Genomic DNA, 18318 nt, shown 5'->3' on the forward strand with positions numbered 1-18318 from the left:
GTCAGCGCTGCTTTTGTACGAGCATCGCCAGATACAAAGCGCTTTTATGAGTGATGAAACGTTTTCCGTTATCCCTAGCAGTCCCGACCTTTCCCAGCACCAAAACATACGCACCTGAAAGTTCTTCGAGGTTCCCGGCTTTCACCATTTCCAGAAGGACTTGTTTGTCGGCTTCCGGTACGCGAATGCTTGGCTCGGTCAGTCCTCCGGTGTTGAGATAAATTGCGCCGTCCTTCCCGTGCCGCGCGTCTGACAGAGATCCCCAGAAGCCTCTGTACTGGCCTGCGGGAAGGCTGGCAACCTCACCGAAGGGCACAAAGAATTCCCTCGCGGGCATTTCGATGACACCCGTGAGCTCAATGATTTGATTCGAGGTGGCTAGTCCGTGGCCCTCAACGAGGGCCCTCAGCATCGCCCGAAGCCGCTTGTACGTTCGAGAACGCTGCTCTCCATTTGCGCCGCCGAAGAAGCGGCCCTGACCATGCTGTCGGTCGGACGGGTTGCCTCCGGGCGCCCCTGCGCTCCCGACGTCCAGGCGAAGGTCGACCACGATGCGGTCGCCTGGATTCAAGCGCTCGTCTTCGCCATCCCCGCCATCAACGCCCCAGCCACCGCCTTCCTGGCTTGCCAGGCTGCATCCGGGCTTATGGGGACGGCCTCCAAAGCAGGGCGCCCGTCCATCCGCAGATTGTTTGCGGAAAAAGGCTGGCCCTTCGCACTCTGCGCAAACGAGGTTGCGCCGATAATTCTCCAGGGTTACCGGAGCCAATTTGGAGAAGTCGAACGCGGTGTAAGGCTTGTCGTCGAGTGTGCAGCGAGCGTGGTCCATATGCGCCTTCCATGTGGGTGTCCATGGGGTCGGCTCTCTGGGAGATTTCTGGAGGCAACAACCGCGTTTGCGGCCGATTACGCGTATAGGTTGTTGCCAGCCGAAATCGTCCGCCGGACTTGCTGGTATCCTTCCGACATAGTCCCGTTCTGGGTATCGCACCGCCCAACCCCTTGTCTGGCCTGGTTATTGAGGCAGCTCAGCGGGTTAAATGATGAGCCAGGGTGTTCCCTTCACCCGCTCCAATCCTTCCGTTAGGCCGCTGCAACTGCGTGCTAGCAAAGGATTTTTTGGAGCGCGAAGGCCACCTCAAACCGACCTTTCCGAGGTACTGTTTGAGGGACTGTTTCGATGCCGAAGCCCTTGTTGCTGCGTCGCCCAAGCGGATTATTTGCACGCTACTGGGTGCCCTTGGCGCTGCGGGAAGCAGTGGGGTCCAAGACCATTGTTCGATCGCTGGGCAGCTTGCGCGGCGATGCCGCGCGCCTGGAAGCCGCCCGGCTTGGGTATGCTCTGGCTCATCGGTTTGCCGAGATGAAAAGCCAGAGGTCAGCACGGATGCCCACCCCGCCTTCTGTCCAGCTCAGTGAGCGCATAGACGCTTACGTGAAGACGCACGCTGCCGCGCGCCGGCCGTTGGAGCTGTTCCTGGCGCTGGTGGGAGACAAGCCTGTCGCTGCGCTGTCCGCCGAGGATGTGGATCGGTTCGCGACGCAGATGTTGGACTGGCCCCGCGACGCCGGCCGCGGCGCACTGTTCAAAGACGCTGCCCCGCAAGAAATCCTCGCCCGAGCCAAGCGCGCCCGCGTGGATCCGATTGTCCCGGAAACGTGGCGCCGGTCCGTGGCGACGGTGCGCGTGTTCGTGACCGCGTTGATCGCCCAGGCTGAATTGGATCCGGATTTCATCCAGGCATTCGACCGCTGGATCGGCGCACGCGCGCGGGTGAAGGCACCCGAAGGTCCGACGGAAAGGATCTTGGATGCGGCCTATTCCTACACCTGGCGTGCGGACGGTTCGCTCGACGTGCATGCAGACACCGAAGAGGACCATCGTCGCGTCATGGAATTGCACGACCGGGTCAGTCGGTCGGCGCCGCGGGGATCTTCGTCTAAGGCGGTTCGATCGCTGGGCGAGGCCCGCGATCTCTTCCTGACCCAGTTTAAGGAGAGGAACCCGGCGGCGGCGACCGTGCATGAAACGGTGGCGACCTTGGGGTTGTTCGTGGACATCGTGGGGGCGGGTAAGCCCATGGATGAGCTGGGCGTGGACGACGTGGACGCCTTCCGTGCGGTGTTGGCGGTCTGGCCCGCGCGTGCCAGGGTGCTTCCGGCTTACAAGGGTCTGAGCACGCGCGACATCATCAAGAAAGCCAAGAAGGAGCAACCGCCCGGCATCAACGTCCGCACGAAAGACAAGCACCTGGACAACGTGCGCAAGTTTTTCGGCTGGGCGGTGCAGCGACACGAAATGACCCACAACCCGCTGTCGGGAGTGCGTTTACAGACCAAGGCGCAGAAGGCCACACTCACCCGGCGGGGTTTCACTCAGCCCGAGCTGGCGGCGCTCTTTGCGCCCGAGCTGCGGGCGGCCCATGCGGCCACCCCGTCGTATTTCTGGCTGCCGCTGCTTGCGTTACACACCGGTGCGCGGTTGCGCGAGCTGGCTCAGCTGCGCCTGGCTGACGTGCACGAAGTGGGTGGCGTCTGGGGCGTGGACATCAACTACCACGCTGGACCGCTGAAAAACCCGCAGAGCCAACGGTTCGTCCCCTTGTCGTCCGAGGTGCTGGCGCTGGGCTTCGTTGAATATGTCGCCGACGTCCGCGCGCTGGGCTTTGATCGCGTGTTCCCGGATGGCTCGTGGACTGCCAAAAACGGGCCCGGTGACAAAGTCTCCAAGTGGTTCAATCGCGGCTACACCGGGGCCGCGGGGCTCCACGACCCCGCACTGGTCTTCCACTCGTTCCGACACACGTTCGCGGATGCCGCCGACGGGGTCGGTTTGACCGAAGCACAGATTGGGGCGTTGACCGGGCATCAGTCCGAAAGCGTGCTGGGGAAGCACTATATACGCCACAAGACGCTGGCGACGCGGCAGCAGCATGTGGACACCATCACACGTCAGTTCGGGCTTCCGCCCTTGGCTGCCTACAAAGCTGGGCAATTTGCCCTGGTGTTTGGGGTCTTGAAAAAGAAACGAAAACGAGACGAAGCAGTGGCGGCCCGGGCCATTCGGCGTGGACAAAAGCCAAGTTGAAGACGGAGCGAAGCCATCACACCATTGACTTATTTCCAGGCAAGCTTGACCAGCGAAATCAACCCGCGGAGAGATGAGAAATGGAAGAGAGCAATAATCAACCACCATTCGTTGAAGAAATTTTGGGCCCTTTCTATCTCGGGGATGGAGCAGAGCCTTACGAGGCCGCGCGCTACTCGATAGTGAGACGGTTCCCCGACGGCACCACACGGCTCCTGCGCGATGAGTTTTCGGTCTTGCAGTTCGGCTCCGTGGTTTTTGGTCCTACATCTGAGCGATGCACAGCAGATGAGGAGGCGAAGAAGCGAAACCGCGAGGCTGATGCGAAAGTCGAGCTGCCCAAAAATACTAAAAGGACTCTCGGTGAAGCCGCTCAGGACATCCTCAAAAACCGCGCTGTTGGAGGCGGTGACGTAGATCCCAATGGTCCTCCAAACGCGCTAATTTCCAGGCGCTCGCCGTAAGGTCGTCAGCCGTTGTAGTCGTCGTTTTCAGGTGTGGCTGGTGTCCCGCTGTCAGCATGTGCAAATTGATAGCCGACAGGATAGTTGTGCTTGTATTGCCAAGTGTGCACCCACTCCGGGTTTTTCCAAGCTTCGTTGCATAAATGGAGCGCGCGGTCGGCGGCCACGATGGCGTCATCCGGTGCCATGTGGCACAGGAGGTTGGTGAACGCAGCCAACCAAAGCTGCTTCATGGTGGGCTCGTGCTCAGAGAACGTCAGAGTGTGTTTCATCGTTGGGGGCTCCTTTGGTCGCAAGCTAGCGGATCAGCACAGCCTGTCAAGGAGCATCCAGACATACGAAAGATCGAGCGAAAGAGCGCGTCTTAGTGATCTTCGATCACAACGCTAAGGGCCACAGCAAACGCAAAAAACCGCGAAACTCTGCGGTTTCCCACGATCTGAGAGCACCATCACAAAAGCAATAAATGGCGTCTCAACCACAATTGACACTTTCTTTTCGTCTGCTTACATCAATGGCGTGGGGTCGGGCAGATGCTTACTCGGGTCGGCGGTCTCTTCATCTAGGTCAGGATGACCGCTCATCGCCGCGCTGTGCGGGGGTGATACATCAAGGATTGATGGATGTCGCAGCATGCCCGCCCCCACCTCCAAACGCACAACCGTAGCGCCGGTCACTCAGCAGTGGCCGGCGCTGCGTATCGTCTGGGCCTTCGCCTCTACGACGAACGCACAAAGACATGGCATGACTACCGCAAGCGCGCGCTAGGCGAAGAGGTCGTGCGTGCCCTGACGGTGGCGCCGCCGGGTGCACCCGCTTGGGCCACCGATCCGGCGCAGCTTTGGAACCGTGTGGAACAAGCAGAGAGACGTAAAGACGCGCAGATCGCGCGAGATTATCGAATTCCCGTTCCCTTCGGTCTATCCGATGACCAAGCCGGGAACTTGGCGGAAGAGCTCGCGCGCTACATCTCGGTGCAGTTGCGGACCCCGGTCTCGATGGGGCTGCATCGAGACGCCGAGCTCGATGTCCAAGGCAACCTGAAACCCAAAGAGCGGCAGGGCTACCATGCGCATCTCTACTTCCCAACGCGCGAGCTGTCGGATGTGGATGAAAGTGAAGGGGCGACGGGATTTGGCGCCAAACTCTCGATGCTTTCCAACAAGCGAACCTCGTCCGCCATCGTCGAGCAACTTAACGCCAAGTGGGCGGAACTGGCAAATCGGTTCACCGCAGAGAACAACTTGCCCGCAGACTACACGCACCTGAGCTACGAACGGCAGGGTCTGCCGATCGTTCCCCAGCCGGTCGTCGGTCCCGCGGCCACCGCAATGGAGCGCAAAGGTTTCTTCACTCGCAAGGGGGACGCCTTGCGCGAGATCATCGTCATGTCTGAGGTCTACAAAGCGGCTCAGGCGGCCGGCCTGACGGCTCAACACGAAGGCGCCATCGAGGTCGCCCGTCTCATCAGAGCGGCGAATGCAGCGACGCCGGTGCCCGTGCCGCCGTCGTCGCCATCGGACGAGCCAATTGCATTGGATACCCATGAGGTCAAAGAAACAGCACCGGACCCAGCACCGGTGCTGCCGCGCCGAGGCGCGCGCCCGAGCCCGTGGGACGGCCAAGGGCCGGAAACGCTCCTCCATCGCTTCCAGGCCGTCGTGCCGGCTCCTGACGGTCCAGAAGCCAGCGAAGCAGTCAGGCGGCTACACCAGGCAGTTGGCGTCATCGAACGCGTGCTGGCTGTGCTGGTCCTTTTGGCTCGACGTCTGCGCGGTATGAATGACGACCGTGAGAGACGGATGGCGGCCAAACTCAGCGTCGACTACGAGCTCGACGGCGCACGGGCGGAACGGTCTGTGGCCGAAGAAAGGGTGGTGGAGTGGGAAGCAAACCATCCTTGGCAAATGCGCGCTGCCAAAGCCATGCCAGGCTCGGACGGTAAGCCGAGAGAATGGCGTGCCCTCCACGACCAGGCGTCCGTGAAGAACGCTCGCGTCCAGCGACTGAAAAGCACCGCTCGTGCCCACGTCAGCGCGCTGGACGACATCGACCAGGCGGCGAACGTGGCAGTCGACGAACAAGCACAGCAGGCCGCCCGCCTTGACGACGCTGTCAGCGCGTTCGTCGAGATCAATCCAGGCTTGGCGCCGCATCTCCTGGCGGCGGCATACGACGACGAACGCCCGTGGTTGGAACCGGCAATCGCGTCGCGTGTCCCCGAGCCGCCGGGCAACGCCGCTGTCGACCTTCCCGAGCCAGAGGCTTTGAAACTTCGCCTTCGGACATCCATGCGAATTTCGTGACCCAGCCGTTGAACGCAGGAGCCAAACGACGGAGGATGGCCTGCAAGGGGTCAGGTGCCATATGCGGAGCCAACCTGTCCTCAAACCAGTGGAGACAGGGAATGACGGTCGCATTTCGGGGCGGTTCGAAGATTGAAGACAAGATCGCCTTACGAGCGCATCTTGCTAACTTATTGAGGCTGGAAAACGTCGGAATGCTCCTCGGAGCCGGGGCTTCGGTGTCGGCCGGCGGAAAGGTCGTCAAGGACCTGTGGGATGCGTTCGTCGAAGAATATGCTAAATCGGCGGAATGGTTGGCGGACGAAGGCCTTGTCAGCGCCGAAGACGCTGACATAAAGGGAACTTCCACTCCTAACATCGAACAGCTTGCTGATCGCTTGGGCATCGCGCTGGCCGAGTGGGCAAGGGTCAAAGACGACAAGTTGGACGCAGGCAATGCCGTTAAAGCTGATCTGCATAGAGCGGTCGTCAAGGCTGCCATCCTCAGCGAAGCTTGGTGGGAGAGCGTTTCGGGCGTCGGTTATGACGATGACGGGTTGCGGGACCACAGGACGATCCTGCAAAAAATGACGGCTGCCCGGCAGCCTGGCCAGGCTTCGCCTTGGATCTTCACGACGAACTATGACCTGGCGATCGAATGGGCAGCGGAGTCCATCGGCATGTCGGTCTCCAACGGCTTTATAGGAACGCACGCTCGCCGGTTTTCACCGCAGAGCTTCGACCTTGGCTTCCGCAACACGCAGGCCCGTGGTGAGGCGCGCTTCGGCGTTTACAACGTATACCTGGCAAAGCTGCACGGCTCTCTGACGTGGAGAGAGCACGACGACGGATTTTACGAAGAGCAGGCGGCCGGAGCATGGCATGGCATCAAGGCATTTCTCGAAAATGACGAGGAAGAGCTAGGCGCCCTGGTCTTGCCTAGCGCGGCCAAATACATGCAGACCATCGGATTTGTCTTGGGCGAACTGTTGCGCAGGTTTGCCGAGTTTCTCGCGCGCCCCCAATCATGCCTAGTCATTGTCGGCTACGGCTTTGGCGACGAACACATCAATCGGCTGCTGAGTTCTGCATTGTTGAACCCAACGTTGCAACTGGTCATCTATCTTCCCGAGTTTGTGGGACTGGATGCACAGGAGGACCTGCCGGTCGCGGTCCGTAGGTTGTTGTCGCTTGACAGTCCGCGGGTGACGATCGTGGGAGGCGGTGCTGAGGCGTATCTGCACGCCTTGGCAAACGACCTGCCTGAGCCAACGATTTATGACGAGGACCTGCGCGACCTGGAACGACGCCTCCGAGAGCCGGAAGAGCGCCGTGACGAAGTCGGACTGCCGGAATGAAAAGTCGAAACGCGGTTGGATACGTTGTCCAGGTTGACGGGACCGAAGTGACGCTCAACCTCCTGGATGTCCATCGTGGCCATCTGGCCGCGCACAGCCAGGGCGTGTCGGTCGTGACGGACATCGGAAGTCTGTTGGCGCTTGATGCCGGCAGTCGTCTGCTCATCCTCAAAGTTTTGTCACTAACTTTTGCCGAGCCAAAGGAAGCGCATCGCATTGGTGCTGCTGGCGCGACGGCCGGCGAACCACTTCGTCAGATCAAGGGCCTGATTGTCGGACGACTGGCAGCGGCGGAAACCACTTACGAGTTCATATCCGACTCCCTGTCGACGCCTCCCTTGGGTGCAGAAGCATTCCCGTTGACGGAGAAAGAGCTAACGGCGGTCCTCGGAAGCCACCGCACCCTGAAAGCGCCCATCCATCTCGGCGACGATCTGAGGGGAGGGGGGCCGTTGATGGTCGGCCTTGAAGACCTCATCAGCAGGCACGTCGCCGTCCTCGGAAGTTCAGGGCAGGGAAAAAGCTGCTTCACCGCCGCCATCTTGCAACAGGTGGTCCAGTTTCCGGGCGCCCGCATTGTCATCTTTGACATCAATGGCGAATATGAAGATGCGTTTGACCCGGCAACGCTGCCCGAGCAGGCGATCAAGGTCACACGCCTGGGCGACGAAGGCGCGCAAGGCCTTCGATTGCCCTATTTTGCTCTGGGCCGCCTCGGCTTGCAGAGGCTACTGATCCCAAGTGACAAGACGCAGCGTCCGGCACTGACCTTCGCCATCGAGGCTTTGAACAAGGTTCGATGGTTCCAAGATCGAAACGGCGTCGGACTTGCGGGCGATGCGGCCCCCACGCTGTTTGATGACTGTCGAGCCGACGGGGCTACTGCCGCGGCGCAGAGCATGCAGCGACTTCGCGACAACCAAGCGGGGACAGCGAATGTCTGGCCACCCATGGAAGCTTTATCGGCGCTTATCGCTGAGAGCCATGCGTTGGTCCCGGGCCGAAACGGATTTGAAAGAAACGCCTTCAACTACGGCAACGTCGCGCCCCTGATCACTCGTGTCAATCGGTTCGTGGAAGATCCGATGTTTAGCGCGGTGGTGGACGTGGGTGGCGGCGCCGGGCACAGCGTTCCTCTGAGTTGGAAGAGTGAGTCAACCGCCCTTGTGGACAAGATTTTCGGTGGCGCGGAAGTGGAATGGCGCGTGCACATCGTGGATCTGAGGAAGGTCGCCCACGATTTGACACCGTTTGTCCTGGGAGCGTTATTGGAGCTATACGCTTATGAGCTCTTCCACCGTGGGCAAGAGAACAAGGTTCCGACGATGCTTGTCCTGGAAGAGGCGCACCACTACCTGCGTCCTATGGGCACTGGCGACGAGGCCGTCGCTAATTCCTTAGCTTACGAGCGTTTGGCTAAGGAGGGGCGGAAGTTCGGTCTAGCGCTTTGGCTGAGCACGCAGAGGCCGTCAGAGGTCTCGCCGACCGTCCTTTCGCAGTGTAATAACTGGATCTCTTTCAGGCTCACGTCTGACAAAGATCTGGCGGCCGTGCAGGCGGCGAGTGAATGGGCAGACCGGCGTGAAGTCCGGCGAATTGCCGGATTGCCCCGGCAGACAGCCATCGCGTTCGGGGGTAGCCTGCAAATGCCATCTTTGATGCGTGCACCCACCGCTAATCCACTTCCTCGTTCTCAGGATGCTGCGTTCGACCTTTGGAACTCCCGTGCCGACGAGTATCACGAACCGCTCGGAGAGATCGATGCGTGACGTAGAGATCAAAGCAAACCTTGCTCGGCATCGGGCACATCCAGAAGTGTCTCCCGAAATTTACTTTCATGGGTTGTGCACGCAGCTTGGTAACCGGGTCGCCCCAAAAACGAAGATCTACCTTGACACTTGCTATTGGGTGGTGATGCGAGAAGCCAGCTCGGGAAAGCCTAGGCAACCCGAACATGCGGTTCTTTTGGATCTGTTGCGGCAACTTGTTCGGTCGGGCCGCGCGGTTTGCCCGGTGAGTGATGCTGCTTATATCGAGACGATGCAGCATGCCGCCCTGGAAGTCCGCCGTGCCACAGCGGCCGTGATGGATGAGCTCAGTGATGGTGTCTGCCTACGCACGGAGCCTGAGCGGGTCAGTATGGAGCTGAAACGATTTATGGACGACCCGGCGGGTTCGGGAGGGGTGGAACCCGCTCTGACATGGGTGAAGCCTGGGATGGTCCTTGGCGCTCGTGTGCCATTCGCCGAGGCGTTGGACGCTCGGAACAATCGAGTGACCCAGAAGTCATTCATCGACTTGATGTGGAATATGACATTTCTCGAAATGGCCGACCACGACCGAGACAAAGACTTTTCCTCCGTCATGAACAGCAGCGCCTCTCGCATCAACGAAAAAATGGTCGAATACGCGCCCGAAATCGGTAGCTTCAAGCAAGCCTTCGCGGCAGAAGTGTCTGGCACGATCAAGTTCTTCGATGACGCCGCCGCCCGTTTGTTTCTTTCGGATCGCCTCCCCGGCTTTACCGAGGCCGAAGTCGAAAAATTCAAAGACAGCATGCAGACCATGTTGTTTAACGTCTTTCGGTTGAGACCGAAGCTCATGGCCAAGCGGGTTCCTACGCTCTACGTCCACGCCGCGTGTCACGCAGCCATTCGATGGGACAAGGGGAGGCGTCTCAACGGACACTGGCTGCTGGATCTGCATCATGCGTGCGCCGCAGCCGGCTACCACGATGTCATGTTCACCGAGGCGCCACTTCGAGCGCTGATGTGCAGCGGTCATTTGAAACTCGACAAAGAATTCAACATGCCTGTGATCGCGAATGCCACTGCGGCAGTGAATTACCTTCGCGACAAACTGACTGTCGACAATGGGCAGCCGGCCGGGGCGCCACGTGACCTTCGGCCGGCGCCAGGCGTCATTTGAGACGCCCTAAGTGGTAGGTCCCATACACGCGATCCAAGCGATCGGTCCGGCTTTCTTCAATGCTCGCGCGCCGGAAGGCATCTTCATAGTCCTGCGGGCGATAGGCATCTATCGCGAGCTCAGGAAAACGAATGGCTCGTATGTCATGCACCAGTTCACCCGGCGTGGCATGTTTGACGTAGTGCGTTCGGAGCACGCTTCTGCCAGCGCTGTGCCCAAGCATGATGGCAAGCCGTGTATCGGTGACCCGCGAGCGTTCCCCAAGTGTGGCGAAGCAGTGCCGAAAGGAATGAAACGTCTTCGACCGTGCCGTAATCCCGCAATGCTTGCGTAAAAAGTTTCGATTGAACCAGTCTCCAATCGTGTCCCCAGGGCCGCTTATGCCCCACACGAGGCCTGGGAAAAGTGTGTTTCGCTGCCATCGCCGGGCCTGATCCACGAAGTCAAGGAACCCGCACTCCAGGATGGTGGGATGGATAGGGAGCGCCCGGCGGGAGTTGAAATTTTTGAGGCGTTGGCCCGGGCGGTCACGAGTGATGTCGAAACACCAATGCCCATCCAACTTGATGATGTCGTCTACATACAATTGCCCGATCTCGTTGAGACGGAGCCCATTGTAGAGCGCGATGATCGGGGCCCAATACATGTGGGGTGTCGAAAGCTTTCGTGCCCGAAGGACTTCAAACATCCGGCGCAAGTCGTCGTCGGTGAAGGGCTCTCTGTGCCGGCCCAAATCCTGATTGCGTCGGTAAAGCTTCACGCCGAAGAGAAGGCCGGGCATGGCTTCGTTTCTGAGTTCGAGCCATCGAAAGAATGCGCGGAGGCGATCGATGTGCTTCTGCCGCGTTCTCAGGTTCAGTCGAGCGCCACCGATCCGCTGGGCCTTTGCGAGGACCTCCGGAGCGCGCATCAGCCGGAATGCGCGACGCTTGCTGGCATTTGGTGGCCAAAGGGTCAAAGCATCCTGGAAGACGTCAGCGTCGGCGACGTTGAGCTCGCGAACAGGTTTGTCCCCCACGAGTTCGTAGAAGATCCGCAGGGTGTAGATGGTGTCGTTGATCCCAGAACGGTTGGCATCTCGATGTTCCATCGATTGGATGAAGCGGGCCATGCGGTCGGACAGCATGATCTCGTCGGGCAGATAAACACGCGTGGCGGGTCGAGGCATGAGAAAGGTCGCCGGCGCTGGGACGACGTCACGGGCGGGAGGCGGCGCATCTTGCGTTGGTGACCTAAGCGTCAGCTGATCGAGCCCCAGAAGCGCGAGATGATGATCGGTCGGTCGGATGCCCCGGGTAGGTTGGGGGCGGCGGACGCCCTCGATGGTAACGTTCGTCACAGGCATCCCTGCTTTGTCTTCCAGGGCCTCCAAGACTTGGCGAAGAGGGCGGTTGGTTCGAACCGTCACGCGACGTCCGTCAGACGCGTGGGCGTAATACCGCCGCGACTTCTCGGGGGCAGGCGCGTCACCGAGGCCCGCGACGATCATGTCGGCCTGAGCAACGTTGGCGGAGTGGGGTGTCTGCCGCGAGAAATCAGCGGGCAAGCCGGGGGCGGACCGCAATGAGCGGCCATATGGGGGCTGGGATGGCATGGTGTCTCCGGGTGAGGCGTTTTGGGGGAAGCCATCTGGCTTCCGGGGACGGGTGTCCACGCCTCCATCCAACGAGAAATTTGGGAGATGTCAAGCCTCCTAACCCAATATTTTCATGGGTTTAGAACGAATCGGCTTGGGGGCTCGCCTGCAGCGCTAGCAACGCTAAGCTGCCGCGGAATTCTCAACGAACGTCGTCCGCTTCACGATACAGCCCAACAAGCGAAGCGCTTTCACCCGGCGCCGATCCACGCCCACGGCGGTCTGTTCGGACCACGCCTGCTGTGCCAATCGTGCGATCACCGCATCGGCGGTCGCGAGCGGCGGATCGTCATTGCCGATGTAGTCGAACACGTGCGTGTCGAGTTTCCCGGCCGCATGCAGCGACCTCAACCCCACGAGCAGCCGCCCCATCTTCGTCGGCCCGATGTAGCGATCGAACATGCCTGCTAACAGCATGAGCCGATCTCGTTGTGTGTCCCGTGCCAGGCGGGGATCAGCTTCCAGCAACGCGAGGAGAAGGGCTTGCTTTGGTCGCAGCGGAACAACCTCTGACTTCACATCAGCCGTTGCTTCCGTTGTCGCCATGGCGTCTTTTCCTTTCTCGCGTTGCTGGATTTCACTAATTGTGGAGGTGAGCAGACCCCATACCCAGGTTAGGTAACTGTATGGCGCGTCGGAAGCCGATCACGTCATCTTCCACCCGCCCCACACCCACGGATATCTGATTTTCACGGCGACCTCGTGCGCGGAAGTCCTGAAATGCGCCGTCAGCCAGTCCCGGCATCGAAGCAGCATATGCTGCTTTACAGGGGCCGCGCCGACAGGAAAGCACGAAGTATCTCGACAAGCGGCTGCAAGGCTGCGTTGTTCGCATCGATCAGGTATCGATCAATCTCACTGGCGGTCGCTATTTTTTTCTGCTGTAAGAAATTGTAGAAATCCTTTTCGCTGGTGAAGTTTTTTCTGTCGGTCTTGAATGGAAATTCTTGTTTGGACTGGCTATCGGCGTAGACGGCCTTCTCAACGCTCTCGATCGGGGTAACGTAGATCCCCGCCGACTTCGCAAACTTTTGATCCTTTTGGTCTCCATCGAGGATGGCGATCACGTGCTCCGTAGGAGCTAAGAAGTTTTCTTTGGCATTGTGCTTCATCAGATCGACGACCCGGGGTGCGCCGCCTACAAACACGATTTTGTGGGAGAAGAAGCTGTCGGGACAAAACTTGGCGATGATCGCCTCGATAAACCCGAGAAGCACGACGTCTTCTGTGAGGATGTAGCGATCCCATCCTTTAAAGCCGAACAATCGAGCCTTCACGTAGCTGAAAGATGCGGGTTGTATCGAAACGTTCCCTCCGTCGACCTCCATGTAATTAAGTTCGGAGTCTTCGAGGGTTTGCATGACGGCCAGGGAGTGCGTCGTGAACAGGATCGTTCGTTCATATTTAATGGCGAAGGATCTGAGCCAATCGGACATCTTCGCTTGCGCTGCGGCGTCCAAAGAAAGGTCGATTTCATCAATGACGATGAGCTTGGCGGACCCTTTGATAGATCGGTAAAGATTGATCAGAAAGTATTCGCCTGAGCTTAGGTAATCTTCCCTAATGTAAGTCCCGTCCTCTCTAACGATGGCAAAATAGCTCTTTCCCTTGTGCTTCACCTCAGCCAAGTTTGAATACAACGCGGTCCCATAAATTGCCGTCAAAAATTCGATGAGTTCCTCGGGCTTGGTGTAGCGTGTGAGGGCGAGAGCTTTCCTTATGTCCAAGTCGGCTTCGCTGGCACTTTTGAAGTAGTTGAAGCGATTTCCATGAGGCATGGGCAGCTCAGCGGAAATTAGGTCCCGCATACCCTTAGGTATGCTGCCCTTGCAATTGATGGATCGGATGCCTTCATCGTAGGAGAAGACGATCCTCTCTCGATCTATCTCATAGATGATCTCGCTGTCCTTGGAAAACGCCCTGGGACTGGCTGTCCGAACGAATGTGTCGGCATTTGACAGATTGCGCAGCGCGCGCACTAAGGTCGTCTTGCCCGCGCCATTTCGCCCCACCACACAGACGAGGCCGCTTGCGTCAAGGTCGACTTCAACCGCCAGACTGGAAATGTGTTGGATGGATTTGAGAGTGACCCTTAGTGTCGTCACGTTGCTGACCTGTGCAGGAAGCTGTCGATGACCGTAGTGCCAAACTTCACGCGCAGCTTTTCGAAGTAGTCTGGGTCGGCGTCATGCGCATAGCTGATGAGGCCGCTCAGTCTTTCCAGGCCATCTTCAATGCTTTCATCTAAGGTTTCCTGGAAGATTTTCGCCAGGCGATTTCTATCGGTGATGTAGAAATGCAGCTGGTATTCGATTTTCTCCCTCACCTCACGGTCAATGACAATCTTCCCCGTCGGCAAGATGACCAGGCCAAGCACTTTCACTTTCCGACCGATGGTGGTGAGCTTGCTTTTCTTCTCGTTGAGACGAAACGTGTCGCCCAACTCGCTTGCCAGGCAATCGCGGACCACGTGTGGCGCGTCGTGCAGGCTTTCTCGTTCCTGTGCGGATATCACAATGTCATCGGCGTAACGGGTATAGACCCATTGTCGCTCTTCGCAAAGCAGGGCCAGTTTGGTATCGAACCGGAGCAGACAAGCGTTGCTCAACGTTGGGGATGTTGAGAAACCGATAGGCAAACTCCCGTCCACCGTGATGAGGTCGACGATGTGATCGATATGCTTTGGCAGGTCTTCTATGGGTGTCTTCGCGTTCTCCAAGACTACCTTCACCATCGAGGCGCTGATGCTGTCGAAAAACTTTTCGAGATCAGTTTGATAAAAGGCGCGACCGTCACGATGGGGCGCGACCGCATTGGGAAGCGAGGTTCCTTTTCGATAGGCGAAGGAAACCGTTTCGTTCACTGGAAGGTAATCGAGCAGAAAACCATTCAAGAAGTAATGGAAGTCCCGCAACGTCTGCGATGCTTTGTAAATAGTGCGCCGATTCCACTTGACCGGTGTGCGATGTTCGGCAGGGTTCAGCCGCAGAAATTCTTCAAAATCGTGTTTACCGTGATACATGGCGTCGAAGAGCTGACGTAGCGGTCTTGGGCTCATGGAGCATGGTCTCGAAATGCGGGCTTCCTTAGACCAAGCCTACCCGATCACGGGCGGCAGATACGAAATGCCCGGCCGGGCGAAAGCCTGCGGCCGGGCATACGTAAATAGATGAAACGCCCTAGGGACCAGACATTAGACCGGAGCTGCTCCTGGTCGCTGGTATGGTGAAACGCTAGCACGGCCGCGCGAATTTCGCAATTATTGGGTGGGCCGCGTCTTGGAATGGATGTGGGCGGTTCGACTAGCACCTTGATCTACGCTCTGGCGTTGCTGGTTGGGCGGGTGCGGGCGGCGTTACAGGAGCCCTGGCAGCCGTCGGGCAATTTCAGCTACCACTGCGTGCGCTTGCGTTTCGGTCAGACCACCAGCCAACACCGTCGTCCGTCCACCGTGCTCGACTTCCACTGTGTAACTCACCTGGGTCAGGAGTTGCGCGGTGACCGCGGCCATCTGTGAGACCCCGGCGGCGACGCCCACGCCGCCCACCACCACGGTGGCGCCGCTGTGGGTGTTGCCGCGACGGATCGCGTAGATCTGGCCGGGCGCCACCAACGTGCCGTTGGGCAAACGGATGCCCTGGGCCGACACCTGAAACGGCCTGCGTTGAACCTGGCGGTTCGCGTCGTGCCCTGCCCGGAACAGTTTGCTGATCAAAAGACCCGAGCCGATCCATGAGGCCAGGCCGAATATCGCTGGGAGCGGGGAGTTCGGGTCGACCTTGGCGCCCAACAGCGCGCCGGCCACCCCAGCGGCCAGGGCCATCATCCAGGAGATCACGCTGACGCGCCCAGGGAGCGGTGCGGGCGTGGTGACGATCGTCGTCCAGCCGTTCTCCTCCGTGACGCTCAGCGGCGGATGGTTTTCAGCGTGCCGCGCGGCTCGCTTGGCGTTCAAATGCTGGACGACCAGGGCGATGACGAAGCCGATGGCGATGATGGCGAGAAGTTTGATCACGGCGTGGGCTCCTGCGCATTCATGGCGCTGGGATCGACGCTGATCACCCACAGGAGCTTGCCGCTGTGAGTGTCGATGGTGGGGTTGGCGTGGTTCATCCACCCGGTGAGCCACATCAGGCGGACCAGGATTTCATGGTATTGCCGAGCGAGCGGGCCACTTTCGCTGCCTTGCCCGAGGTAGAAAAGCATGTGAGGGGGCAACGGGCCGGCGCTGCGCACGTCGCCGGGAGCCGTGTCCGCATGGCTCATTCCTTGGATGTTTTGCGCCGTGTTGATCGCCACCAGGCCTTGGCCGCCGCCGGGCGCGTCTTCGGGTGCCGTCATGTAACGGGTCTGCCCCATTTGGTCGGTGAACGCCAACGGGGCGTTGCAGATGTTGAAGGTCTCGATGGTGCGATCTTTCGCTGACCGCCAGACCGTGGCTTCCGCCCGCCAGCAGGCCTGATCGGCACCGGCCTGGGTAAAATGCACGGCCACTCGCGGCCACGCGTCACCCATCCTGTGGCGGTCGAAGATCCCGACGATCGCGCCCGGAGATGACGGGTTGATCGGTCGGTAGTAAACGCCCGTGGTTGTGGCGGGTCCGGCCACTTGCCCGGAGGTGGCCGAGGGGTTGCCGGTCCCGAAGACCGATGATGCCGCGTGAGATGCCGTTGCCCCAGCCTTTTGAAGGAAGCTTCGAAGGCCTCCGGTGGTCTGAGCTTGCGCGTGAACTGTCAGGAGTAGAGCGGCAACGGCCACCCAAGTGGCGATCCGGTGGAACCGGCGGTTAGGCATGTGAAATCCCTCTGTTGTGCGGGGAACGTTCCGTGATCCCAGGGGCCCCGCGGCCCTCCCTGGCGCGGCCAGAGTAGCGTCGTCAAATACGTTCTAGTTGAATAACGACTAACCGACTATCCATTACCGGAATAAGGCTTTGACCGGTATAGCTTTATGACCCGTCAGCTCCCCGGGGTAGGTCATGGCTATATCCAAGAGAACGGCGGCTCAACCCGCCAAATCGCTGTATCGACCTGAGAACCAGCTCGTGTTGGGCGTGCTTCGGGCGCTCAGGGAGAGGACGGGCCTGACCCAGACGGAGTTCGCCTCGAAGCTGGGCAGGTCCCAGACCTACGTGAGCGCGGCGGAGCGCGGATCACGGCTGGACACGTTGCAGATACGAGACTGGTGCCTGGCCTGCGGGACCGATCTAGTAGGCTGGGCAACAGAGGTTGAGCAAGCCTTGGGCGCAAGACCGACGGCTAAGCGCAAGACGACGAAATAGAGCCTTTCTGACAGGAGCCGCGAGATGAAGGTTAAAGAGCTGATCGCCCACCTTAACCAATTTGATCCGAACCTTGAAGTGCTGTGCGCGACAGAAGACGAAGGCTTGGTTGGCGCGAATGAGCTGGTGCGGTTTCTCGACATCCAAGAGACGATCAGCGTCGTTGAGGGCAAGACGGGACGCGATGACAGCGGTTCATTCACATTCTCATTCGAGAACGGCCCGGGAACGCGCAAGATCCTTGTGATTGACGTGACGTCAGTCTTCTAGCCTCGAAACACAGAGGGGGGATCAAAGGCAATCGAATTCGCAGAGCTTGGGCTGGCGTCGATCATCTTGGAACTGGATAGTCGACTGCGGCCCCAATTCAGCGATGAGCTTGCCCTTCGGGCCGGCCGAGGCAGAACCTCGGACGTTGCCGATGTTCTGCCTCGGCCTCCAAGTTAAATCTCCGTGCCTGCAAGCTGGCGGTAACTTGGTATCGCAAAATTGGCTGCGGCCACCACCGCGGTGGCAACGCTAAGGATTGTTATGACCGTTGGCACCATCGTGATCGACTTGGATCCTGACCGGACCGACAGCGACATCTGCGACGATCTTTTGGAACACCACGTGGTCATCGTGGAAATTGGCACGCGACCCACGAAGATGCACAGGGCGCAGGCCATTTCAGAAGAGTTGAAGCAGCGCCCGGAGCGGCGGGGGAAGGGAGAGGACGATGATGTGTTGTTGTTGACCTATGTGGTCAACAGCGAAGGACGCATTTGCACATACGGCACTCTGGACGATCCCGACCATTGTGACGTCTTCGATGTGCTGTTCCTCACCGATGTGGACGGTGCTGGAACGGAGGGCGTCGAAACCGCCATCGAGAAATTGACGGTGGAGTGGCGCAAGAGGGGCAAGCCCAATCGATACACCACCTATTTTGAATACGACCTAGAAGACGACAAGGAAGAGGCCTGAGCCACGGCCGCGGGGGCTAAGCCTCGTTGGGGGCTGGCGCTCCGTGGCGGCGCGCTGATAGCCTTATTCCCCTGCGGGTATTGTTTGAGGTCCTGTTTCGAGCACCAGATTTGCCGTGGTTATGTGTGTGGAAACAACGGCTTGCGGTGGTGTTTTCGACAGGTCCCTTCACCCGCTCCATCGACCCTTGTGGCCCTTGCGGCACAACGGGTTCGGGCAATCAGCTATACCCGGAAACGGCCTTCAAAAAAGGTATGGTTTGAGGTATCGCCGTCGTGCCAAAGCCCCTTTCCTGCGTCGCCCCGCCGGACT

The 18318-nt window shown here is 59.3% G+C and carries 17 protein-coding genes; 9 read left to right on the forward strand and 8 right to left on the reverse strand.

Features of this window, described 5'->3' with window-relative positions; genetic code table 11:
- Position 1: 1 nt before the first annotated feature.
- A complete protein-coding gene (locus AB8808_RS02830) occupies positions 2-829 on the reverse strand; it encodes a hypothetical protein (RefSeq protein ID WP_285405222.1) in 828 nt (275 codons plus the stop codon).
- Positions 830-1180: 351 nt separating this feature from the next.
- Between AB8808_RS02830 and AB8808_RS02835 the strand changes: the two genes are divergently transcribed.
- Together AB8808_RS02835 and AB8808_RS02840 are read left to right on the forward strand one after the other, a co-directional pair.
- Positions 1181-3088 carry a tyrosine-type recombinase/integrase gene (locus AB8808_RS02835; RefSeq protein WP_369926560.1) on the forward strand — a complete coding sequence of 636 codons (1908 nt, stop codon included), beginning with the start codon at positions 1181-1183 and terminating at the stop codon, positions 3086-3088.
- A gap of 80 nt (positions 3089-3168) precedes the next feature.
- Positions 3169-3552, forward strand: coding sequence for a hypothetical protein (locus tag AB8808_RS02840; protein ID WP_369926562.1), 384 nt, complete (start codon positions 3169-3171; stop codon positions 3550-3552).
- A 5-nt stretch (positions 3553-3557) separates the two neighbouring features.
- Here AB8808_RS02840 and AB8808_RS02845 read toward each other — a convergent pair whose 3' ends face one another.
- Positions 3558-3824, reverse strand: a complete 267-nt coding sequence (locus AB8808_RS02845) for a hypothetical protein (protein ID WP_369926564.1) — start codon at positions 3822-3824, stop codon at positions 3558-3560.
- Between the two features lie 351 nt (positions 3825-4175).
- On the opposite strand from AB8808_RS02845, the gene AB8808_RS02850 reads away from it, so the two are divergent.
- From AB8808_RS02850 to AB8808_RS02865, 4 genes are all read left to right on the forward strand, one after another.
- On the forward strand, positions 4176-5858 hold the full coding sequence (locus tag AB8808_RS02850; RefSeq protein WP_369926566.1) for a MobA/MobL family protein: 1683 nt from the start codon (positions 4176-4178) through the stop codon (positions 5856-5858).
- Between the two features lie 101 nt (positions 5859-5959).
- The gene (locus AB8808_RS02855) at positions 5960-7195 is read left to right on the forward strand and encodes an SIR2 family anti-phage-associated protein (protein ID WP_369926568.1); all 1236 of its coding nucleotides are present in this window, start codon (positions 5960-5962) and stop codon (positions 7193-7195) included.
- A gap of 47 nt (positions 7196-7242) precedes the next feature.
- Positions 7243-8964: an anti-phage-associated helicase HerA gene (gene herA / locus AB8808_RS02860; protein WP_369926570.1), complete on the forward strand. Its 1722-nt coding sequence runs from the start codon at positions 7243-7245 to the stop codon at positions 8962-8964.
- Positions 8957-10123 (forward strand): hypothetical protein, encoded by a 1167-nt coding sequence (locus tag AB8808_RS02865; RefSeq protein ID WP_369926572.1) that lies wholly within the window; start codon positions 8957-8959, stop codon positions 10121-10123. The genes herA and AB8808_RS02865 overlap by 8 nt, the downstream gene beginning before the upstream one ends.
- Here the strand turns inward: AB8808_RS02865 and AB8808_RS02870 are convergent.
- The 6 genes from AB8808_RS02870 to AB8808_RS02895 form a co-directional block, all read right to left on the reverse strand.
- Complete coding sequence (locus tag AB8808_RS02870) at positions 10116-11717, reverse strand: site-specific integrase (RefSeq protein ID WP_369926574.1); 1602 nt, start codon at positions 11715-11717, stop codon at positions 10116-10118. The genes AB8808_RS02865 and AB8808_RS02870 overlap by 8 nt on opposite strands.
- Before the next feature lie 165 nt (positions 11718-11882).
- Positions 11883-12305, reverse strand: coding sequence for a hypothetical protein (locus tag AB8808_RS02875; RefSeq protein WP_369926576.1), 423 nt, complete (start codon positions 12303-12305; stop codon positions 11883-11885).
- Between the two features lie 218 nt (positions 12306-12523).
- Positions 12524-13864: an AAA family ATPase gene (locus tag AB8808_RS02880; protein ID WP_369926578.1), complete on the reverse strand. Its 1341-nt coding sequence runs from the start codon at positions 13862-13864 to the stop codon at positions 12524-12526.
- Positions 13861-14817, reverse strand: a complete 957-nt coding sequence (locus AB8808_RS02885) for a reverse transcriptase domain-containing protein (protein ID WP_369926580.1) — start codon at positions 14815-14817, stop codon at positions 13861-13863. Before AB8808_RS02885 ends, AB8808_RS02880 begins: the two co-directional genes overlap by 4 nt.
- A 297-nt stretch (positions 14818-15114) precedes the next feature.
- Positions 15115-15774 (reverse strand): hypothetical protein, encoded by a 660-nt coding sequence (locus AB8808_RS02890; RefSeq protein WP_369926582.1) that lies wholly within the window; start codon positions 15772-15774, stop codon positions 15115-15117.
- On the reverse strand, positions 15771-16553 hold the full coding sequence (locus AB8808_RS02895; RefSeq protein ID WP_369926583.1) for a hypothetical protein: 783 nt from the start codon (positions 16551-16553) through the stop codon (positions 15771-15773). Before AB8808_RS02895 ends, AB8808_RS02890 begins: the two co-directional genes overlap by 4 nt.
- Positions 16554-16737: 184 nt before the next feature.
- Between AB8808_RS02895 and AB8808_RS02900 the strand changes: the two genes are divergently transcribed.
- From AB8808_RS02900 to AB8808_RS02910, 3 genes are all read left to right on the forward strand, one after another.
- On the forward strand, positions 16738-17040 hold the full coding sequence (locus AB8808_RS02900; protein WP_369926584.1) for a helix-turn-helix domain-containing protein: 303 nt from the start codon (positions 16738-16740) through the stop codon (positions 17038-17040).
- A gap of 24 nt (positions 17041-17064) precedes the next feature.
- Complete coding sequence (locus AB8808_RS02905; protein ID WP_369926586.1) at positions 17065-17310, forward strand: hypothetical protein; 246 nt, start codon at positions 17065-17067, stop codon at positions 17308-17310.
- 261 nt (positions 17311-17571) lie between these two features.
- The gene (locus AB8808_RS02910; RefSeq protein WP_369926588.1) at positions 17572-18006 is read left to right on the forward strand and encodes a hypothetical protein; all 435 of its coding nucleotides are present in this window, start codon (positions 17572-17574) and stop codon (positions 18004-18006) included.
- The last annotated feature ends 312 nt before the right edge of the window (positions 18007-18318 follow it).

The sequence above is a fragment of the Xanthomonas sp. NCPPB 2632 genome (assembly GCF_041228075.2).
Taxonomy (GTDB): Bacteria; Pseudomonadota; Gammaproteobacteria; order Xanthomonadales; family Rhodanobacteraceae; genus Luteibacter.

What these genes read in the sequence shown, in the direction of transcription:
- AB8808_RS02830 (WP_285405222.1), bottom strand. Translation starts at nt 829, where the DNA reads ATGGACCACGCTCGCTGCACACTCGACGACAAGCCTTACACCGCGTTC.
- AB8808_RS02835 (WP_369926560.1), top strand. Translation starts at nt 1,181, where the DNA reads ATGCCGAAGCCCTTGTTGCTGCGTCGCCCAAGCGGATTATTTGCACGC.
- AB8808_RS02840 (WP_369926562.1), top strand. Translation starts at nt 3,169, where the DNA reads ATGGAAGAGAGCAATAATCAACCACCATTCGTTGAAGAAATTTTGGGC.
- AB8808_RS02845 (WP_369926564.1), bottom strand. Translation starts at nt 3,824, where the DNA reads ATGAAACACACTCTGACGTTCTCTGAGCACGAGCCCACCATGAAGCAG.
- AB8808_RS02850 (WP_369926566.1), top strand. Translation starts at nt 4,176, where the DNA reads ATGTCGCAGCATGCCCGCCCCCACCTCCAAACGCACAACCGTAGCGCC.
- AB8808_RS02855 (WP_369926568.1), top strand. Translation starts at nt 5,960, where the DNA reads ATGACGGTCGCATTTCGGGGCGGTTCGAAGATTGAAGACAAGATCGCC.
- AB8808_RS02865 (WP_369926572.1), top strand. Translation starts at nt 8,957, where the DNA reads ATGCGTGACGTAGAGATCAAAGCAAACCTTGCTCGGCATCGGGCACAT.
- AB8808_RS02870 (WP_369926574.1), bottom strand. Translation starts at nt 11,717, where the DNA reads ATGCCATCCCAGCCCCCATATGGCCGCTCATTGCGGTCCGCCCCCGGC.
- AB8808_RS02875 (WP_369926576.1), bottom strand. Translation starts at nt 12,305, where the DNA reads ATGGCGACAACGGAAGCAACGGCTGATGTGAAGTCAGAGGTTGTTCCG.
- AB8808_RS02885 (WP_369926580.1), bottom strand. Translation starts at nt 14,817, where the DNA reads ATGAGCCCAAGACCGCTACGTCAGCTCTTCGACGCCATGTATCACGGT.
- AB8808_RS02895 (WP_369926583.1), bottom strand. Translation starts at nt 16,553, where the DNA reads ATGCCTAACCGCCGGTTCCACCGGATCGCCACTTGGGTGGCCGTTGCC.
- AB8808_RS02900 (WP_369926584.1), top strand. Translation starts at nt 16,738, where the DNA reads ATGGCTATATCCAAGAGAACGGCGGCTCAACCCGCCAAATCGCTGTAT.
- AB8808_RS02905 (WP_369926586.1), top strand. Translation starts at nt 17,065, where the DNA reads ATGAAGGTTAAAGAGCTGATCGCCCACCTTAACCAATTTGATCCGAAC.
- AB8808_RS02910 (WP_369926588.1), top strand. Translation starts at nt 17,572, where the DNA reads ATGACCGTTGGCACCATCGTGATCGACTTGGATCCTGACCGGACCGAC.